Origin of the sequence: Nocardiopsis listeri NBRC 13360 (assembly GCF_001570765.1) — a bacterium.
Taxonomy (GTDB): Bacteria; Actinomycetota; Actinomycetes; order Streptosporangiales; family Streptosporangiaceae; genus Nocardiopsis; species Nocardiopsis listeri.
In genome coordinates this window covers 1-19,705 of the sequence record NZ_BCSH01000100.1, presented here as the reverse complement: position 1 = coordinate 19,705, position 19,705 = coordinate 1, and the positions used below count along the sequence as shown (strand labels likewise).

Below are 19,705 nucleotides of genomic sequence, written 5' to 3'. Positions count from 1 at the left end.
GCCCCACCCACAGACCCGACACCCTCCCAACGATCCAAAGTCTGGAGACCCGGGGCGCCCCACCAACCACCACACCCACCCCTTGGCATCACTCATCTAGGCCCATCGGTATGCGTGCGCTCCCAAACCGACACGAAGACGTGCAAGAGCCCCCGGGTGCCCCTCCGCGAAACGCGGGGTCGGGCGGCCGGGGGCTCGGATGCCGTGCCGGAGCCGGGCGGATCAGGCCTGGAACTCGGTGATGCTCTCGGCGATGCCTTCCTGGATCTCCACCTCGGCGAGGACGACCGTGCCGTCCGCGAGGGCGGAGTCGAAGTCGTCGAAGGGGCACTCCACGGTTCCGGTGTCGCCGGCCGAATCGGAGGCGCAGGTGTAGAGGCCACCGAGGATCTCGGTCTCCTCGCTGACGTAAAACGCTTGGCCGTCGAGAATGTACTCACCGGGGGCCAGGTACTCCAGCTCACCGGAAAGGGAGCCGGTGAAGGCGCCGGACCCGGCTTCCCCGCCCTCGGCGTCACCGGTGCCGCCTTCCTCGCCGCCACCCTCGGTCGAATCACCCTCGGGGTTCTGCGAGCCCTCGGTCTCGTTCGTCTCGGTGGTCTCCGGAGGAGCCTCGTTCGCGGAGCCCTCCGTCTCCGAGGCACCCGCGTCCGCGCCGCACGCGGCCACGCCCGCGACGAGCATGCCGGAGGAGAGAAGGGCCAGGGTGGTGGAGCGGAACGTGTTCTTCATGATGTCCTTTTCCGAGTTCGAGATGCGTGTCGTCCTTGCCGGGGTCCGAGGGTTTTTCGTTGTACTCCGTGGCGGCGACCATCAAGTGCGATGTAATCGCGTCGACCTCCGGGGGCACCTCCGGGAATATTCGCCCCCCGGCCCCGAAGGCTGTACCCCGCAGGGCTTGAAGACGCGTCCCATGCTCGCCGGCGTGAGTTAAGTTCTCTGTCAGAAGAGCGGTTATTCGTGAAATTCCATAGGGTACTCAAACGAGTGAAGGTTTTATTGTTGCCGGCCCTTGGATGGCCGTAAACCCTTTGTGGTTCTCTGGGTTCGCTGACTTTTCTGCTTTTCCGAGTCTCCGGCGCCCACCGCCTACCGCCTACCGCCCACCGCCCACCGCCCACCGACCACCGTCACCCGGGATGCGGGTGTGGGGCATGGGGTTCGTCCCGTCCCCGCGGAGCGAGGGGAAAGCAAGGGATCCCTCCACGTGGCGTCAGGGGTGGAAGCGGCGCGGGCTCCGTCCCTGGTCCCACCGGCTCCCCCTCCCGCCCGCGTTCCCTTGCCGGGCTTCACGCCCTGCTATCCCGACGCCATCGATGTGCAATGTCCCCCTCGGATGATGTGAGCGCGTTCCACCCCAGTGGGGTCCGCGCCAAGGAGCGGAGCACGGACGTCCCTTCATGGAAGGGATCGGACCCACCGCGCCGCCGATGACACCGAGTCTTGCGATCAGGGACGGCAGCCATGCAGCAGGCAGAGCCCAGTGACAAGGAGACGCCGGACGCCTCCGGCCCGAACGAGGGAAGAGACCCCGTGTGGGACAGCCGGCCCCGCCTCCGGCACGACGTCCTGTTCGCCGACACGGGATCGGGAGTGCTGCTCCGGCACGCCGACGCCAGTTTCGTCGTCAAGGGTCGAGGAGCGTACCGCTTCTTCTCGGCGCTGGCCCCCTACTTCATGGGGAGGGTCACCGTCGCGGAGCTGGCCGACGCGATCCCACGGCAGCAGCGACCGATGTTGCTCAGCCTCGTCGGCACCCTGCTCGACCGTGGTTTCGCCCGCGACTCCCGACCCGCTCCGGAAGGAATGCTCGACCCGGAGGTGAAGGCCGGCTTCCAGCGCCAGATCGACTACGTCGAACACTACGTCGACGGGGCGGTCGAGCGGTTCGCCCGTTTCCGTGGCCTGCGCGTACTCGTGGCCGGGGACGGCCCGATCGCCGGTCGGGCCGCCCTCGGCCTGCTCCGCAACGGAGCGGGAAGCATCGACATGGCCGGCGGTGACGGGATCACGAACACCATCCTCGATGAAGCCGACCGGTCGAAGGCACGGGGCTGTCCGGTCGAGCTGCGTACCGCGGACCTGTCCCCGGCCACGATGACGGGCGCGGACCTCTCCGAGTACGACCTCGTCCTCATGGCCTCGGACGAGCGGTCCCTGCCGCACGTGTGGCGGCTGTGCGCGGACGCCGACGCGCCACCCCTGCTGCCCGCGGTGGTGCTCGGCGAGCACGTGGTGGTCGGCCCGCTCAACACGCACGGAACCCACTCCTGCTGGAACTGTTTCCTCCTGCGATACACCGATGCGGCCGACGCCAAGGTGGCGGCACGGATCTGGCGCCGTTTCCAGGTCGACGGTGAACACCCCGGGGGCACTCGGATCCACGAGCCGCAGACGGCGATGGTCGGTAACTCCCTGGCCTTCGAGGCGTTCCGCTGGGCAACGGGGGTCCTGGAGGGGGAGACGCTCGAAGCGGCCTTGGTCCAGGATCTGCGCACCCTCGACAGCGCCTCGGAAAGGGTCCTGCCGCATCCGTCCTGTCCCGACCGCCACGGGGCCGATGCCTCGGTCGACCTTCCGTGGACCGGGCTCGACGTCGAACCGCAGGACGACGACTCCGTGAGCGAGTCCTACCTGGCCGCCGAGGCCATGGTGGGCGCACACCTGGGAATCATCCAGGACCACCTCGACCTGGACCTGACCCAGTCCCCCCTGAAGGTGAGCAGGGTCGGCTTCGCGGGACTCGACGGGAACGGCGCGAGGATCGCACGCGCGGACGTCCACACGACGCTTCGGGCCCGGCTGCGGACGATGCGCGCCGCCGCCCTGAGCTACGTCAGGGCCAACGCCACCGTCCACACGGGCTCCGACTCCGCTGCCGAGGAGCCGCTCCGGCTGGACGCCGACCGGATCGGCACGGCCATCGGTGCCTCCGGGCCGTTGCCCGACGCGCCGTTCACGCGAGGCCTCTGCCTGGTCGACCACGCGGTTCGAGAGGTGCCGATGGCCGCGGTCCACCCCTTCTCCGCGTTCAACGCCGAAGGAGTCTTCGAACGGACCGTCGGGGGCGAGGGTGTGGGATCCACGGCCGGATACGCGTCCAACGCCGCCCTGTTCAGCGCCGGTGCCTTCGATGCCCTGCGGGAAGCGGCCTCGGGTCGACCGGTCACGCGGATCGACCCGTCCCGTCCGCCGGTCGGCAGCGAGTTGGAGTTCCTGACCGGTGTCGCCGCGACGATGGGAACGCGGGTGAGACTGCTCCGGCCGGCCGGTCCCGTCCCCACCGTCATCGCCCGCCGCGAGGAGGGAACGGACTGGGCTTTGGGCTTCGGCGCCTCCACCATGGAGGCCGCGACCGCCGCGTTGCGCGACCTGATCGCCCTGGAACAACTGGTGGAGCACGGGGTCGCGCCCCATGAGGTGGCCGACACGTGGCTGGAGGCCTTCGACCCACGTTCCCTCGTCCTGGACACCGACTCCCCGGCGGAGCCGCCGGACGACGCACGCACCACGGCCGACCAGGTGTGCAAGGCGTTGGCGGAGGACGGTAGGAACGCCGTCGTCGTCCGGACCGGTACACCGGACCTGGAACGCTGTGGGATCCACACGGCCAAGGTGCTGTTCACCGTGCCGTCCGGGACCGCCTCGGCCGATGGGAACGCATGAGCGACGTGTCGGTGCGGCACCACACGCATGGTGCGGCGGCCGGATCCGGTCCGTTGGAGGGCGCGCGGATCCGGCTGGAGGAGGCCCTGAACGGTTCGGCGCCGTTCCCCACACCGGGAACGAGCGTCGCGGTGCGCACCCTGGGGGAGCGGGACCTGCTGTGGGACCCGTTCGAGGGTTGGTGGGTGGGGATCGACCCGGGTTCCCCCCTGCTCCCCGTCCTCCTGCACGACCGGTACGTGCTCCTCGGACCCGTCCGACGGGGGCCGGCCCTGGCCCCGGGATGCCTCGTGTGCCTGGCGCGTCGGTGGCAACAGCTGCGCCCGGACGAGTACCGGGACACGCTGGAGAAGGGGTCCCGCATGCGGGCGCACCGCCCGCCCCCCTACCTGACCGGATTCGCGATCGACGCGGTGGGCTCCCTGGCCCGGGCGCTGACGTCCGGTCCCCTCCTTGACGAGACCGACGGCGGCGGCAACCGGTACGTCTACCGGCTGGACCTGACGGACCTGAGGGTCGACCGACACCCCCTGGTCCCCGACTCGCAGTGTCCGGCCTGCGCGACCCGTGTCCTCGACGGCCCCGAGCACGTCGTGGCGGAACCGCGGCCTCGGCCCAAGCCCCGCGCGGACACGATGCGCGTGCGGTCGGTGTCGGAGTACCGGATGTCGGAGGCCGCCCTGGCCAACCCCGTGTGCGGAGCGCTCTCGGCCAAGGGGATGCTGCGTTTGGAGAACACCACGACGGCCCCGGCCGTGGGCTACGTGTCCGTGCGGGGATCGGGCTACCTGCATCCCTCCTACTGGGGCGGTCACGCCGACACCTACCGCGACAGCCTCCGCCTCGGACTGCTGGAGGGCCTGGAACGGTCGGCGGGCCTGGCGCCGAGGAGGTATCGGCCCTCGGTCAGGGGCACCTACCAGGAACTCGCGGCGAACGCGCTCGACCCACGCGATCTGGGCACCTACGACCGTGTCTTCTACGAGCACAACCCCGAGTATCGGCCGTTCACGGAGAACACCCCGCTGACCTGGGTGTGGGGACGTTCCCTCGGCGAAGGGCGCCCGGTGCTCGTCCCCGAGGTCTCGGTCTACTACCACGGGCTCGGAGAGGACCGGAAGATCGTCCAGGAGTGCTCCAACGGGTGCGCCACCGGAGGTAGCGAGGAGGAGGCCACCCTGCACGGGCTCTTCGAACGCGTCGAACGGGACGCGTTCCTCCTCGCCTGGTACGGGCGGTTCCCGATCACCGAGATCGACGCCGACAGTTGGCGTTCCGAGTCCATTCGGTGGATGGTGCGGCGCCTGGCGCTGTACGGGTACCGGGCGCGGTTCTTCGACGCTCGGACGGCCTTCGCGATCCCCGTCGTGATCGCCGTCGCCGAACGCGAGGACGGTGGTCCGGGAACCCTCTGCTTCGGGGCCGGGGCGAGCCTTGATCCGGAGGACGCGGCGAACTCGGCGCTACGCGAGGTGGCCTTCGAGGTCCCCAACGCCGAGGCCTACGCCACGCACTCGCGGGAACGACTGCTCGCGATGGCCGACGACTTCAGGCTGGTTCGGGAGCTGGCGGACCATCCGCGCCTGTACGGGCTGCCCGAGATGCGTCACCACGCCGACCACGTCCTGGGTCCCCACGGTGCCGCGCCCGGACCGACCGTTCCCGCGGACCGGGTCTATCGAGAGTGGTACCGGGACCGTCCGTACCACGACGACCTCACCGACGACCTGCGCTACTGCCGGAGCGAACTCGCCCGTTCGGGCATCGACTGCGTGGTGGTGGACCAGACGTCCCCCGAACAGCTCCGGAGCGGCGTGCACACGGTGTGCGTGCTGACGCCCGGACTCTTGCCCATCGACTTCGGCTGGGACCGGCAGCGCGCGCTCCTCATGCCGAGGATCGGCCTGGTCGCGCACGGTCTGGGCTGGAGCCGATCCCGTGTCGACGAGGCCCTGGCGGCCGCCGTCCCCCATCCGTTCCCGTGACCCGCACGCGGCGCCGCCCCCGTGTACACAGCCAGGAGGAGCCTGTCATGACAGCCGTGGACACCTACATCGACGCCATCGTGCGTCGGGCGAGGGAACCGATGGAGCCACGGGGGTTCGAACCCGACTGGGGCGACCAGCCCCGCCGGCACAAGTACTACCCCGGGGCCTCGCTGCACCCGCTGCCGTCGTCCGATCCCCTGCCCGGGAGCCTCCACGACGGTTTGGGCACCGAGGGTGAGGGGGAGTGGACGCTGCCCCGGCTCTCCTCCCTGCTCCGGGACTCCTACGGCCTGACCGGACGGCGTCTCGCCGTGCACGGGAACCCGGACCTGCGTGGGATGCCGTGGTTCCCGTCGGCCACGTGGTCGCGGGGGGTGGCCTCCGGCGGCGGCCTCTACCCACTGGAGGTCTACTGGGTCAGCGGCCCCTCCGGGCCCCTGCCACCCGGAATCTACAACCACAGCACTCCGCACCACGCCATGCGGAGGCTCCTCACCGGAGACGTCACCCCCCACGTGCGGGCGGCGCTGCCCGAGGACGCCCGGGACACCGACCAGTACCTGTTGGTCGGCGTCAAGTTCTGGAAGAACTCCTTCAAGTACAACAGCTTCTGCTACCACGCCGTCACCATGGACGTGGGGACGCTGCTCGGTTCGTGGCGCATCGCGGCCGGAGCGGCCGGTCTCGCCCTTCGCCCCCGCTTCTGGTTCGACGAGTCGGCCCTGAACGGACTCTTGGGGTTGGACTCCGACGACGAGAGCGTGCTCGCCGTCGTACCCCTGCCCTGGGCCGGAGGCGATACGCGACCCACGGGGGTGCCGGAGGGGCGGCCCTCGGTGACGGTCCCCGAGTCGGAGCGGTCGCGCGAGGTCGTCCGTTTCCCCCAGGTGCTGGAGGTCCACAGGGAGATCCTCGGTTCCTCCCAGGAGGAACCCGACGAGGCCGCGCTCACGGACGTTGGGGCCCTGCCCCCCGCCGCCACCACGGCACCCCGGCGACTGCCCGCCCCGAGTCCGCTCGACGTACCGGTCACCAACGCGCTGCGGGAACGGCGCAGCAGCTTCGGGAGGTTCAGCGCGGACCGGCCATTGTCCCGGCGGGACCTGTCCGCGATCCTCACGGCGGCGAGCGACGGTTCGACCCTGCTCAACGAGACCGGCCTCAGCCGTGTCTCCGTGTTCGTCAACCACGTCGCCGACCTGGCCGAGGGGAGCTACGACTTCTCCGCGCAGGACGGAGAACTGCGTCCGGTGCGGGAGCACGACGTCGCCGGGTTCCTCCAGCGCAACTACTTCCTGAACAACTACAACCTCGAACAGTGCGCCGCCGTGATCACGGTGATCGCCCGCCCCACGGCGGTGACCGGGGCGGTGGGCCCCCGGGGCTACCGCCTGGTCAACGCCGAGGTCGGCGCGGTCACGCAGAGCGTGTACCTGGCGTGCGCGGCGCTCGACGTCGGCTGTGGTGCCGCCCTCGGTTTCGACAACGTCTCGTACCGGGAGGAGCTGCGGATCACGGACGAGGAGGAGTGGCCGCTGCTGATCCTCATGATCGGTCACGAACGTGGCGGCCAACCGGAGTTCGTGTACCGAAATGTCTGAAGAAACCGACGGTGGAGGCACGATGACCGAGAACGCGACGGTGGCACCGGAACGTCCGCTGTCCGACGACGGCTGGATCAGCACGGACGTGTTCATGCTCAGGGTCGGTGGCCTGCCGTGGTCGGCGGTGCGGCCACTCGTCTGCGAGACGACGGCGGCATGGGCGGACACGGTCCTGGCGAGCGAATCCGGGCTGAGGGACCGCGCACGGAAGCTCAGCGACATGCTCGAACCCCTGGTGACCGAGTACGACAACGAGGCCCGTCGGGTGCTCCTGGCGCTCCGGAGGGACGTCTACAACTTCCGGGTTCCCCGAGGCCGGGCCCGGCTCGCACCGGTGGCGGAGCGACTGCCCGAGGACGTGCGTCGGACGATCGGTGACTGGATCGAGGACCGGGAGGAGCTGGAACGACGACTCGCCGAGGGTGGGGAACTCCTCGCGGAGGAACTGGCCGAACAACGCTCCCACCTGCGAGAACTCGCGCACGATCCCAGACTCCGGCACGGGCTCCTCCTCGCGTCCCCCTCGTTGGAGCGCTACCTGCCCGCCTACCTCGACGCCGCTCCCGGCGCCCTCTCCAAGCGCGCGCGCAAGATCGAGCGCTCCCTCCTGGAGTACGTGTTCCGCACCGCCTGCAAGACCAGCCCCTTCAGCACACTGACCGGGGTGGCCACGGGAAGGTTCGAGTCGCTGGCGGGCACGCCGCTGGCCGCCGATCCGCACGGGTTGGGCGGACACAGCCACGTCAGGGTGAACATGGCGGCGCTCGGCAGGATCGTCTCCGCCATCGGCGAGGACTGGGGGCGTCTCACCGATCTGCCCGTGGCCCTGTCCTCCGGACACAGCCTGGACCGTGAACGCATCCGCTACGTGCGCAGGACCAAGCTCAGCGGCGACGCCGAGGACCCCGCCGTCTTCGAGTCGCTGCGCGAGGAGCTCTTCTTCATCTCCAACAGCGGTCTGCTCAACGAGATCATGGCCCTGCTGGAGGAGGAACCCGCCATGAGGCTGGGTGGACTCCAGGAGAGACTGGCCGCGACCGGGGACCGGGAACCCGAGGAACTGCGCACCTATCTCCAGGCCCTGATCAGGCTGAGCCTGTTGACGCTGCCGAGCCTGGACATCGACATCCACAGCGACGACCCGCTCGGGACCTTCCGCGCGGGACTGGCCGCACTCGACCGCTCCTGGGCGGACACGCTCGTGCGAGAACTCGATCGGGCCGCCGAACTCGCCGCGGCCTACCCGAAGGCGGGCACCGACGAGCGGCGCGAACTGCGTGACGCCGTCCACGCCGCGCTGAACAGGGCACTGGTATCGCTCGTCCCGGACGCCGCCGAGCTTCCCCCCGGGGTCCTCTACGAGGACGTCTCCCTGCCGGACCTCGACGTACGCGCGGACAAGGACCTCTGGGACGACACGATCCTGCACGACCTCCAGGAACTGTCGGGGATCCTGCCGCTGTTCGACATGCTGCTCCCGCACCGGCTCATCCTGCTCGGCTTCTTCCGTGCCCGCTACGGAGAGGACGGGGAGTGCGACGACGTCCTGAAGTTCGTCCACGAGTTCCACCTGGACATCTACGACCAGTACCTCCAGGCCGGCGCCCGCCGCCAGGACTTCGACGAGCAGGGTGAGTACGTCCCCCTGGACAACTGGCTGCGCATGCCGGAGATCGACGCCCTCAACGGTGCCCGCGTCGAGTTGATCGGTCGTATGCGGCAGGCGTACGCGGCGCTCCCCTCATCGGCGGAGGAACTCGTGCTCGACGACGACTTCATGTCGGCCGTGGCCGAGAAACTGCCCGCGGCGGTACACCGGCTCGACTCACGCAGCTTCTTCCTCCAGGTCGCCCGGCAGGGGGATCGCACGCTGGGGGTGGTCAACCGTTCCTACAGCGGCTTGACCCTGCTGTACTCGCGCTTCCTGCACTGCTTCCAGCGGACGGGGGATCGGGCCCTGGCCGACGAGCTCCGCGAGACCCTGCTCGGGGTGTGCCCCGAGGACGCGGTCCTCGCCGAGCTGACGGGAGGCTACGACAGCACCAACCTCAACCTGCACCCCTCCGTCACCGAGTTCGAGATCGTCTGTCCCGGCGAGTCCAGTTCACGCCCCGAGGCGGAGTGCATCCGGGTCGAGGAGCTCCGGATCCGGCACAGCGCCGAGAAGGGACTGTACCTGTACTGCCCCCGCCTCGACCGCACCGTGATCCCGGTCTACCTGGGCTTCCTCATGCCCCTGGCGCTCCCCGAGGTGCAACGGGCGCTGCTGCTGTTCTCCCCGACGGCGATGGCCCCGCTGGACCTGTGGCAGGGCACGGACGAACCGTTGGGCGACTCGTCCGTCGGAGGCCACCCCCGTGTGCGTTACCGCGACCTCGTGCTGGCCAGGCACACCTGGAAGATGAAGCCCTCGCACCTGCCCCGCCGGGAGAAGGGACAGGGCGACGCGGATTGGTTCCTGTCCTGGCAACGCTGGCGCCGGGAGAACGGACTTCCGAAGAGGGTGTTCGCCGCCGTCGACACGGTGCTGGGCGCTCGGGGCGACGGACCGGAGGAGACCGGACCGACCCATCCGACCAAACCCCAGTACGTGGACTTCGACAACTTCTTCTCGCTGCAATCGCTGGACCACATGGCCACCAGGGCGGAGCGGCGCGTGGTGATGACCGAGATGCTTCCCGGCCCCGACGAGCTGTGGCTCCGAGGCGAGGACGGCGCGTACGTCACCGAACAGACCGTGGAGATCACCAGGACCCCCAGGGCCGGGTCCGACCGACGAGAAGGCGAGGCGTGAGCGATGAGATCGACCGACGGCGGTGCCGAGTGGATGGCCGTCCACATCTTCTACGCGGCGGACTCCCGCCCCGTTCTGACCGAGTGTCTCCGGCCCCTGGTCCAAGACCTGCGTGAGCGCGATCTCCTGGAGCGCTTCTTCTTCATCAACTACTGGCTGGAAGGCCAGCACGTACGGTTCCGCGTCAAACCACGCGCGCCCGAACTGGCCGATGAGGTCCGGCGCACCGTGGAGGAGGCCATCACCGCCTACCTGAAGCGGCGGCCGGCGCTGTACGACTACGACTCCGAGTTCCTGCTCGAGATGTACGAGGACATGTTCCGGTTGGAGTACTCGGAGGAGGAGCGGGTCGAACGCTACGGCAGCGACGGTCCCATGCCGCTCCGGGAGAACAACTCCTTCGCCCACCTCCCCTACGAGCCGGAGTACGCCAAGTACGGGGGACCGCGAGGCATCGAACTCGCCGAGTGGCACTTCGAGCACTCCAGCGACCTGGTGTTGGGCATCGTGGACCAGGCGAACACGCACCTGCGCACGGTCCTGCTCGGCATCGCCTCCCAGCTGATGATGGTCATGGGAACCGCGTTCCTGCCCGACCGCACGGAACTGCGCTCCTTCTACCGCGGTTACCACGAGTTCTGGCAGCACGCCTTCAAGATCACCGACCTGGCGAGCGTGGACAGGTACGAGGAGAACTTCGGCCGAATGTCGGAGCGGCTCTCCCAACGCTTCTTCGACATCGAGGCCGCGGTCCGCGGAGACGACTCCGCCCGGCTGAGTTCGTTCGCCCGGGCCTGGGCGGACCACTGCCAGGAACTGCGCGCACGGGTCGTCGACCTCTCGGAGAAGGGCGACCTGCTCTTTCCCGCGTGGGACCCCGATCGGCTCCGCCACTCGCGTACCTCCGACGAGTTCCAGGCGGTGACCGACCCCGACAAGGCGTTGCGCATCCTGCTGTCGCCCTACATGCACATGACCAACAACCGCCTGGGCGCGACCATCGTCGACGAGGCCTACCTGGCCTACCTGCTCGAACGAGTGTCCGCGGACAGGGAGAACGCCGTGGAGCCGGCGCCGTGAGTTCCGCCGAGACGGACGCCTCCTCCGCGCGCCCGCGGATCCGCGACGACCTCCTCGTGGGGCCCGCGCTGCTACGGGGGGACAAGTACGTCCACGTCATCAAGGACCCGTTGTCGGGGCGACTGATGACGGTGGGGGAGCGTGAGCACTTCATCGTCTCCAGGCTGGACGGCGACCGCAGTCTCGCCGACATCTCCTCCGAGTACAGGGCCGAGTTCGGTCGGGTCCTCGACGACCGCGCCTGGGGCGGCATCATGGCCACGCTGGCCGGGCGACGTCTCCTGGCGGGTACGGCCCCCGACGAGCGGACCCCGGTCACCACCGTCGCCGCGAAGCCGGCCACGCTACTGCACGCCCGGTTGCCCCTCCTGCGCCCCGACGCGCGGTTGGGGCGGCTGGCCGACCGGACGCCCTGGCTGTTCTCACCGGTGTTCACCGTCACCGTGATGGCCGTGGTCGTCGCCACGCTCGCGGTCATCGCCTGGAACCTGCCGGCGCTGGTCCGGTCGGCCACGGGGGTGTGGGAGCGACCGTGGATCGGCGTCGTCGCACTGGTGATCCTGTGGGGCGTCGTCGCCCTGCACGAGGTGGGGCACGGCCTCGCCGCGAAGCGCTTCGGGGCCAGGGTGGGCGAGATCGGGATCCGGTGGCGCTTCCCTCTCCTGGCCCCCTACTGCTCGGTCGAGGAGATCCAGCTCCTCCCGGGAGGGCACCGTGTCCGCGTCGCCTTCGCGGGGGTGTTCGTCAGTCTCCTGGCGCTGCCACCGATGGTGCCCCTCTGGTTGGCGGCACCCGATGGCGGTGCCGCGCACACACTCGCCTCGGCGCTGCTGCTCTTCGGGACGGTCGCGGCGCTGGCCAACTTCGTGCCGTTCCTGCGTCTGGACGGCTACGCGATGTTGAACCACGCCCTGGGCACGGAGGACCTCGCACGGGATTCCGCCTCCTACACGGCGGCCTCGTTGGTGAGACTCCTGCGCCGAGCCACCCCGGCGTCCCGGCCTCCCCGCTGGGCCAGGAACGTCTACGTCGTCTACGCCGTGCTCGCGACGATCTTCTACACGGCACTCGCGGTCCTGGTGGCGGGGTGGTGGTTCGCACTGCTGGAACACCTCTACGGGGCGTTGGCGGCGGTACTGATCCTCCTCGTCACGGCCGTGCTGATCACCGCCGGCTACCGCGTCGTCGCGGTACGGCGGCGAGGGAGGGCGGTGGCCGCACCGGGCGGTCACGAGGAGGAGCACGATACGCGGCGTCGGTTCGCGAACAAGGAGAGAAAATGAAGGAAGAGACCGGCGACGCAGAGGTCGCCGTGGTCGTACGAGGCCTTACCAAGGCCTACGGGGGAAAGGCCGTCGTGGACGACGTGTCGTTCACCGTCCACAAAGGGGAGTTCTTCGGGCTTCTCGGCCCCAACGGCGCGGGCAAGACCACGACACTGGAGATGATCGAGGGCCTGCGGCGGCCGGACGGTGGTTCGGTGTCGCTTCTGGGACTGTCGCCCTGGCCGAGGAACACCTCGTTGCTGACGAGGATCGGTGTGCAGCTCCAATCCTCGGCCTTCTTCGAGCGCCTGACGGCACGCGAGCAACTGACCACCTTCGGCGCGCTCTACGGGGCCGACACGGACCGGACGGAAGAACTGCTCGCCCTCGTCGGGCTCACCGAGCAGGCGGAGACCCGTGAGGACAAGCTCTCCGGTGGTCAGCGGCAGAGGCTGTCGATCGCGTGCGCCCTGGTGCACGACCCCGAGATCCTGTTCCTGGACGAACCGACGGCCTCCCTGGATCCGCAGGCGCGTCGCAACCTGTGGGACGTCCTGCGCGGGATCAGGGAACAGGGCAAGACGATCGTCTACACCACCCACTACATCGAGGAGGCCGAGCGTCTGTGCGACAGGATCGCGATCCTCGACGGCGGTGGTGTGATCGCGATGGACACACCGACCGAACTCATCAGTGGCCTGGGACGGCCGACGAGCATGGAACTGCCCACGAGCGTGATCGGGCCCGATGACGTCAGGAGGCTTCCCGGCGTCGAGGAGGTGACGGAGGAGGACGGTCGAGTGAGCTTCAGGGCCGCTGACCCGGGTTCCCTCATGCAGGCCCTCACCGAGAAGGGGATCGCCGGATCCCTCCAGATCCGTGCCGCCTCCCTGGAGGACGTCTTCCTCGAACTCACCGGAAGGGAGTACCGGTCGTGATCGCCTTTCAGCAGATCTCCGTGGCCGTCACCAAAGGCTTCGTCAGGGACCGGGCGTCCCTCTTCTTCACGTTCGTCCTGCCCCTCTTCTTCCTGGTCCTGTTCGGGGTCCTCTTCAAGGGCATGGAAGGGGGAGAGGGCACCATGGAGCCGATTCAGTACATCGCGCCGGGCATCCTCTCCTTCGGTATCGCCATGTCCGCGGTCTTCGCCTCCGCGCTGACACTGGTCAACTGGCGGCAGAGCGGCCTCCTCCGGCGCCTTCAGCTGGCACCGGTGAACTCCCAGACGATCCTGATGTCGCGGTTCACGGTGACCGTGGCCGTGGCCGTCGTCCAGGCCGCCCTGTTCATCGCCGTGGCGTTCCTGCCGTTCTTCGGGCTGCGCCTGGAGAGCGGCTGGTGGATGGCGGTACCGCTCTTCCTCCTGGGGGTGCTCTCCTTCTTCTCCCTGGGCATCCTCATCGGCGCGGTGTTCCGCACCGAACAGGCGGCCTCCGCGGCCTGCAACCTGGTGGTCCTCCCCCTCGGGTTCCTCTCCGGGACCTTCTTCCCCCTGGACTTCGCGCCCTCCTGGATGGACACGCTGTCCCTGGCCAGCCCCTTGCGACACATGAACGACGGAATGCTGGCACTCCTGGTGCGGGGGGAGGGACCGGAGGCACTCGTCGTCCCCTGCCTCGCTCTCCTGTTGTTCACGGTGGTGACAGCGGGTCTGGCGGGCTTCTTCTTCACGAAGGGGGAGAAGTGAGCGTCCGGTGTCGGGGCAATGCCGCTGCCAGGAGAGTGCAAGCGCCCGTCGGCATGCTCGGTGGAGATCCGTGGCATCGGCCCCACCGGGGGCCGCAGGTCCCGCGGACGACGAGCGGAGGAGAAGGAAGAGCCTATGCGCAAATCAACCGGATTGTCCGACCTTCAGGGGGAGCTCGAGCTCCTGGAGTCGGAGACCTTCGAGGTCCTCGACCTCGTGGAGGCCCGCGAGGAGATGCTCGGCAGCACCACGTCCACCACGAGCTGCTGCTCCAGCTGCTCCAGCAGCAGCTGCTCCAGCACCAGCTGCGCCGGCGGCTGACGAGGAAGGGCCAACGATGACGATCGGCAACATCCAAGGGCTGCGTCACGAGCTGGAGCAGTTGGAGTCGGAGACCTTCGAGGTCCTGGACTTCGTCGACTCTCCCGAGGAGATGCTCGCGGGCACCACCTCCACCAGCAGCACCAGCACCTGTAGCAGCTGCACGAGCTGCACCAGCTGCGCCTCGTTCTGATCCCCCTCACGGAATGAAGAGAAGAGTGGCCATGAGCAACACGTTCACCTCCCTGCGTCACGAGCTGGAGCAGTTGGAGTCGGAGACCTTCGAGGTTCTCGACTTCGCCGACTCCCCCGAGGAGATGCTCTCGGGTACCACCTCCACCAGCAGCACGAGCTGCTGCTCCAGCTGCACCAGCTGCACCAGCACGGCGAGCAGCTGCGCCTGAGTGGTGTTCTCCCAGGGCCTGCGCCGGCACTTCGGCGTGTAGCGTCCGACGCCGTGTCGGCCCTCGGGCCGGCACGGCGGCAACACCCGTCACGGGCGAATTCCCCATCCCGACCGAGGAGTAGGTGCACAACATGGGACCGGCCGCGAACCAGAGCGGAACGCAGCTTCAGGACGGACTGAACCGGTGCTGGTCCGCGGAGGGGCGTCCCGATGCTCTGCGCCCCCGGGTCCGCCTGCTCGGAATGCTCGACGCGGCGGGAGACGACGCCGGCGGCGACGGCCCCGGGATCTTCCTCACCCCCCGGTCGGTCCTGATCGGGCCGGTGGGCGGTGGAGCGGACGGACCCTGCACGAACTGCCTGGCCTCCCGTTGGCAGAGGATCCGACCCCCCGCCGAACGGACGGTCCTGGAGTCCGGAGGGAGCTTCCTCGGAGGTTTCTCCGCGCCCTACCTCACCGACTTCGCGGTCGACGCCGCCCACCACCTGTACACGGACGCGGTCGACGGGTTCCGCCCCGGCTCCGGAAAACCCCGGACCGCCGAGGTGGTCGAACTCTCCCTGGCATCCCTCACCGTACGGTCCTTCCCCCTGCTGGCCGACGCCGGCTGCCCACGCTGCACGACCCCCGTCCCGGCCACCGCCGAGTACGGGCTCCCCCCTCTCGTCCCACGCCACAAACCGGATCCCGACGGCTTCCGCCTCCGTCCCGCGGAGGACCACGACACGGACACGGCCGTCTTCGCCAACCCCGTGTGCGGTGTTCTGGGGGACGGACTCCACCTCGATCTGACGTCCCCGACGATGGCCCCCGCGACCGGGAACATGCGGGTCTCCGCGGGGGGACGCCTGCTCGATGTGGGCTGGTCGGGGCAGACCGACTCCTACCGCGAGAGCCGGTTCTCCGCGGTCTTCGAAGGCCTGGAACGGCACGCGGGCACCCAGCAGAGAAGGCACGAGGAACCGGTGGTCGGGAGCCATCGGGGGTTCGTCGAGGAGGGGAGGCACGTGCTGGACCCACGGGAATGCGGGACCTACGACGACGCCCTCTACACCGCGTCCGAGCGTCTGGTCCCCTTCGACCCCGAGCGGGAAACGACCTGGGTCTGGGGCAGGTCCCTCCGTGACGACCGTCCGATCCTCGTCCCCGAACAGCTCGTCTACTACGTCCGGGACGGCTCTCCCGGCGCGTTCGTGGACGAGTGCTCCAACGGCTGCGCGGTCGGCGGGGTCGCGGAGGAGGCGATCCTGCACGCCCTCCTCGAACTGGTGGAGAGGGACGCCTTCGTGCTGGGCTGGTACGGGGCCCTGCCGCTGCCGGAGATCGACGTGGACTCGTTGCGCTCACCGCGGACACGTCACATGGTGGACCGCATCCGCCTGCACGGATACGACGTCCGACTCTTCGACAACAGGATCGACCTGCCGTTCCCGGTGGTCAACGCCGTGGGAATCCGGCGGGACGGTGGGCCGGGCAACCTCTGCTTCGCCGCGGGTTCGGCCATGGACCCCGAGGGCGCCGTCCACTCGGCCCTGTCGGAGATCGCGACCTACATCCCCTCACTGGCCATGCGCGCCGGCAAGCGCGGTGGGGAACTGGCGGCGATGGCGGAGGACTACCGCCTGGTGCGGGAGCTCAAGGACCACCCCTTGCTGTTCGCCCTCCCCGAGATGGCCCCCAAGGCGGAGTTCCTGCTCGGGAACACCCGGCCCGCGCCCATCGGTGACCTGTATCGGGACTGGGAGCGAGATCGGCCGCGCACGATGGACCTGCTGGAGGACCTGCGGTTCTGCGTGTCGGTGATGAAGGACGCGGGATTCGACGTGATCGCCGTCGACCAGACGTCACCGGAACAGGCTTCCGTCGGTCTCGCCAACGTCTGCGTCATCGCCCCCGGCCTGGCGCCCATCGACTTCGGATGGGACAAGCAGCGGGTCCTGACGATGCGACGGTTCCATGATCTGGTGGAACGCACGGCGGGACGGGCCGGGGCCCAAGTGCCCAACCCGGTCCCGCACCCCTTCCCCTGAGCCATGGATTCGGGCGTCGGACGGGGTCCTATTTCCGGCGGCGCGTAGCCGTCACGACGAAGGCGGGGATCCCCCAGAAACCACAGAACGCGGCCCATCCGAGCAGGCCCATCGGATAACCCATGATCAGCGCCGGAACGGCCCAGACCACGAACGTGACGGCGGCGAATATCCCCCAGACCGCCAGCGGGCTCATTCCGGGTTTTCCCTGGGCCGAAACGATGCCCTTTTCCGTCCGTTCCGTGTTCGCGGGCAGGTCGTCGAGAAGGGTCCTCAGCTCTCCGTGGGTCTTCGCACTGAGAGCGATACCGACCCTCCTCTCGTGTTCCTCCTGATCCAACCTTCCTTCCTCGAAGGCGGTCCGCAGAGAGGTCGCGGTGTCCTCACGCTCTTTGTCCGAAGCCAGCTGCCGCTGCTCCGGAACGTTCTTTGGCACGTACTGTTCTCCTTTTGCTATTTCTCATTGGATACCAGTGCTTCGGTGAGCCTGTCCACGCGGTGGGTGGCTATGTCCTTCAGCAACCGGAGAACACCGATGCGCCCGGCCCCGTAGTGGTGTATCAGGGAGGCGTTGTACAGCTCCGCCAGTGCCTGGTCGAATTCGTTCGGCGTGCCGGAGAAGCTCGCGAACAGGTCCGTCACCGGCAGGACCTGCTGGTTCGACGACGTCAGTTCCAGGAAGATCCGCCGAGCCGTCTCGCTCATGTCCTCGTAGCAGCGGTACAGCTGCTCGCGCAGCGAGAACTCCGACTCCGACGCGGCCGAGAGCTGGTCCAGGGGAGACGCCTCCAGGAGGGTCGCGAACTGGGCCAGGGTCAGGTGCGGGGTGGACAGGTACTTCGCCCCGGCCAGCCGGAGGGCTCCGGGCAGGCCGCCGCAGACGTCGCAGATCCGTTGCAGGACCTCGTGGCACTTCCCCTCCGCCTCGTCCCCGAGGATCCGGGTGAGCAGCTGCACCGAGTGGTACCGGCTCAGCGGGGGGACGACGTGGGTGCGGGCCCCGTGGAACGCGATCAACCGGGGAAGGGTGCTGCGACTGGTGACGACCACACGGGACTCGGGGGAGCGGGGCAGGAAGGGGAGACAGTCGGCGGAGTTCCTCGCCCCGTCGACGACGATGAGACAGGGGCGGTCCGCCAGGGTGGACCGCCAGGAACGCAGGAGTCGTGCCCGCCGTTCCTCGGGGTCGGTGGGGAGACCCTCCTGGGCGGGCGGCTCCACACCGGTCTGGAGGAGGAGTTCGTGCAGGACCTCCTCCCTCTCCCGGGGAACGCCGTCCGGCCGGAGGAGCTGCGCGATGTGGACACCTCCCGCGAACTCGTCCGTGCACTGACGTGCGGCCTGGAACGCGATCTCCGTCTTGCCCGCCGCCGGTGGACCGGAGACGACCGCGATCGGGACGTCCGACCCCTTGATCTCGTCCACCAGGGACTCGGTGATCGGGTTCCTTCCGACGAAGTCCTGGGACAGCGGTAGGTGGGGCACGGCCTTGTACGCCTTCGGCCCGCCCGAAGGTTCATCGCCGAAGACACCGGGAGGGGGACCGGGCCGCGCTCCGCGGACGGGAGCCGGTCTCTCCAAGGCGAGCGGTTCCCGGCCCGGTGAGAGCTCGGCCTGTCGGAGCACCTCCAGGTGCAGACGTTGCAGGCTCGCGCGGGGCTCGATCCCGAGTTCGCTCGTCAGGTAGGCGTGGACCTTGCGGTACTCGTTCAGTGCCTCGGTGGTCCGTCCGATCCGATGGAGCGTCTCGATGAGCTGTTCCCAGTAGCGCTCGCGTTCGGGTCTGTGCGTGATGGCCTGTCTGATCTGGGGGGCCAGGCCGTCGATGTCGCCCAGTGAGAGATCGATGGTGAAACGGCGCTCCAGCACGTCGAACCACTGGTCGTTCAGCCTGGGGGTCTCCTCCCGGTGCAGCATGTCCGACGGGATGTTGGACAGGGCAGGGCCCTTCCACAGCTTCTCCGCCCGCTGTAGGGCCGAGCGCTCGTTCTCCAACGCCCCGGACGAGCGATAGTGGGTGGCCTTGTCGAGGAGACGCTGGAACATCAGCAGGTCGAGCGAGTCACTGTTGGGAGGAAAGGTGATGCGGTAACCCCGGGACATGGTGTCGATGGGGTCGGCCTCGCTGTCGTACTTACGGAGCAGGCGCCGCAACCGGAGGATGTACGTCGGCAGGGTCACGTCCGCGTTGGGCGGCGGGTGCTCTCCCCACAGCGCGTACTTCAGGTATTCGAGGGACACGAACGAGTTGCACTTGATGAGGAGGCAGACGAGGATCGCACTCGGCTTGGTGGAGGGAAGGACGGCGTCCTCGCCGTCGGAGACGATGGTGGCGGGACCGAGTATTTCGAATCTGTACTTCATACTGAAGTGACACCGTGCCTTGTGAGTGTGGGGGATTTTTCTGCGGGTCCCGTGCGCACAGTAACTCTTGTGTCGCTTCCGGTGAGGAGGCAATGGTCGGTTCCGGTGGCAGGGGCCGACCCTCGGCGCGTTATTAGAATATGAAACGCAGAGTTGTTCAATCATTTAGATCATGTCAATGGTGATTCCTTTCAACGTGACCCTCGTTGGCCGTCGAAAGGTCTGCTCGAGCAGGTAGAGCACTAGGCATCTTATCCACCTGTTCGCCGCTTAACCTTGTTTCTCCGGAAGTCGCGCGAGCGAGCCGAAATGCGCACGAACACCCGATCGGGTGGTCCTTTGCGTGTCTTTCCTGTGACGTTAAGTGACTTCGGTCGGAAGTGGTGTCGGAGGTGTGGACCTATTCGCCTCCTATTCGACCGGTGCGGGGCGCGCGGGCGCTTCCTCCCATCGATGTTCCGCGTTCGATACGGCGTGGGGCGGAACGGCCGAGCCGTCCC

At 68.6% G+C, this 19,705-nt stretch carries 15 protein-coding genes; 12 read left to right on the top strand and 3 right to left on the bottom strand.

Annotation, left to right across the window (positions count from 1 at the left end; all coding sequences use genetic code 11):
• Positions 1 to 222: 222 nt before the first annotated feature.
• Positions 223 to 732 carry a hypothetical protein gene (locus NLI01S_RS23735; protein WP_067608802.1) on the bottom strand — a complete coding sequence of 170 codons (510 nt, stop codon included), beginning with the start codon at positions 730 to 732 and terminating at the stop codon, positions 223 to 225.
• 732 nt (positions 733 to 1,464) lie between these two features.
• On the opposite strand from NLI01S_RS23735, the gene NLI01S_RS23730 reads away from it, so the two are divergent.
• The 12 genes from NLI01S_RS23730 to NLI01S_RS23675 all read left to right on the top strand — a co-directional run bounded on the left by NLI01S_RS23730 (position 1,465) and on the right by NLI01S_RS23675 (position 16,841).
• A complete protein-coding gene (locus NLI01S_RS23730) occupies positions 1,465 to 3,666 on the top strand; it encodes a TOMM precursor leader peptide-binding protein (protein WP_067608800.1) in 2,202 nt (733 codons plus the stop codon).
• On the top strand, positions 3,663 to 5,651 hold the full coding sequence (locus NLI01S_RS23725; protein WP_067608797.1) for a TOMM precursor leader peptide-binding protein: 1,989 nt from the start codon (positions 3,663 to 3,665) through the stop codon (positions 5,649 to 5,651). Before NLI01S_RS23730 ends, NLI01S_RS23725 begins: the two co-directional genes overlap by 4 nt.
• 47 nt (positions 5,652 to 5,698) lie before the next feature.
• Positions 5,699 to 7,255, top strand: coding sequence for a nitroreductase family protein (locus tag NLI01S_RS23720; protein WP_067608793.1), 1,557 nt, complete (start codon positions 5,699 to 5,701; stop codon positions 7,253 to 7,255).
• A gap of 22 nt (positions 7,256 to 7,277) precedes the next feature.
• Entirely contained in the window at positions 7,278 to 10,052 is a 2,775-nt protein-coding gene (locus NLI01S_RS23715) for a lantibiotic dehydratase (protein ID WP_067608791.1), read from the top strand.
• A 3-nt stretch (positions 10,053 to 10,055) separates the two neighbouring features.
• Positions 10,056 to 11,132 (top strand): lantibiotic dehydratase C-terminal domain-containing protein, encoded by a 1,077-nt coding sequence (locus NLI01S_RS23710; RefSeq protein WP_067608788.1) that lies wholly within the window; start codon positions 10,056 to 10,058, stop codon positions 11,130 to 11,132.
• A complete protein-coding gene (locus NLI01S_RS23705) occupies positions 11,129 to 12,415 on the top strand; it encodes a M50 family metallopeptidase (protein ID WP_190318572.1) in 1,287 nt (428 codons plus the stop codon). The genes NLI01S_RS23710 and NLI01S_RS23705 overlap by 4 nt, the downstream gene beginning before the upstream one ends.
• Positions 12,412 to 13,335: an ABC transporter ATP-binding protein gene (locus NLI01S_RS23700; protein ID WP_067608785.1), complete on the top strand. Its 924-nt coding sequence runs from the start codon at positions 12,412 to 12,414 to the stop codon at positions 13,333 to 13,335. The genes NLI01S_RS23705 and NLI01S_RS23700 overlap by 4 nt, the downstream gene beginning before the upstream one ends.
• On the top strand, positions 13,332 to 14,084 hold the full coding sequence (locus NLI01S_RS23695; RefSeq protein ID WP_067608782.1) for an ABC transporter permease: 753 nt from the start codon (positions 13,332 to 13,334) through the stop codon (positions 14,082 to 14,084). Before NLI01S_RS23700 ends, NLI01S_RS23695 begins: the two co-directional genes overlap by 4 nt.
• 135 nt (positions 14,085 to 14,219) lie before the next feature.
• Positions 14,220 to 14,405 carry a lantibiotic protein gene (locus tag NLI01S_RS23690; RefSeq protein ID WP_067608779.1) on the top strand — a complete coding sequence of 62 codons (186 nt, stop codon included), beginning with the start codon at positions 14,220 to 14,222 and terminating at the stop codon, positions 14,403 to 14,405.
• A gap of 16 nt (positions 14,406 to 14,421) precedes the next feature.
• On the top strand, positions 14,422 to 14,598 hold the full coding sequence (locus NLI01S_RS23685; RefSeq protein WP_067608776.1) for a thiazolylpeptide-type bacteriocin: 177 nt from the start codon (positions 14,422 to 14,424) through the stop codon (positions 14,596 to 14,598).
• 31 nt (positions 14,599 to 14,629) lie between these two features.
• Entirely contained in the window at positions 14,630 to 14,809 is a 180-nt protein-coding gene (locus NLI01S_RS23680) for a thiazolylpeptide-type bacteriocin (RefSeq protein ID WP_067608804.1), read from the top strand.
• Between the two features lie 133 nt (positions 14,810 to 14,942).
• Complete coding sequence (locus NLI01S_RS23675; protein ID WP_157091123.1) at positions 14,943 to 16,841, top strand: TOMM precursor leader peptide-binding protein; 1,899 nt, start codon at positions 14,943 to 14,945, stop codon at positions 16,839 to 16,841.
• Positions 16,842 to 16,869: 28 nt separating this feature from the next.
• Here NLI01S_RS23675 and NLI01S_RS23670 read toward each other — a convergent pair whose 3' ends face one another.
• Together NLI01S_RS23670 and NLI01S_RS23665 are read right to left on the bottom strand one after the other, a co-directional pair.
• Complete coding sequence (locus NLI01S_RS23670) at positions 16,870 to 17,277, bottom strand: DUF1707 SHOCT-like domain-containing protein (protein ID WP_067608771.1); 408 nt, start codon at positions 17,275 to 17,277, stop codon at positions 16,870 to 16,872.
• Positions 17,278 to 17,294: 17 nt separating this feature from the next.
• Positions 17,295 to 19,205 carry an AfsR/SARP family transcriptional regulator gene (locus NLI01S_RS23665; RefSeq protein WP_067608768.1) on the bottom strand — a complete coding sequence of 637 codons (1,911 nt, stop codon included), beginning with the start codon at positions 19,203 to 19,205 and terminating at the stop codon, positions 17,295 to 17,297.
• Positions 19,206 to 19,705: the final 500 nt, after the last annotated feature.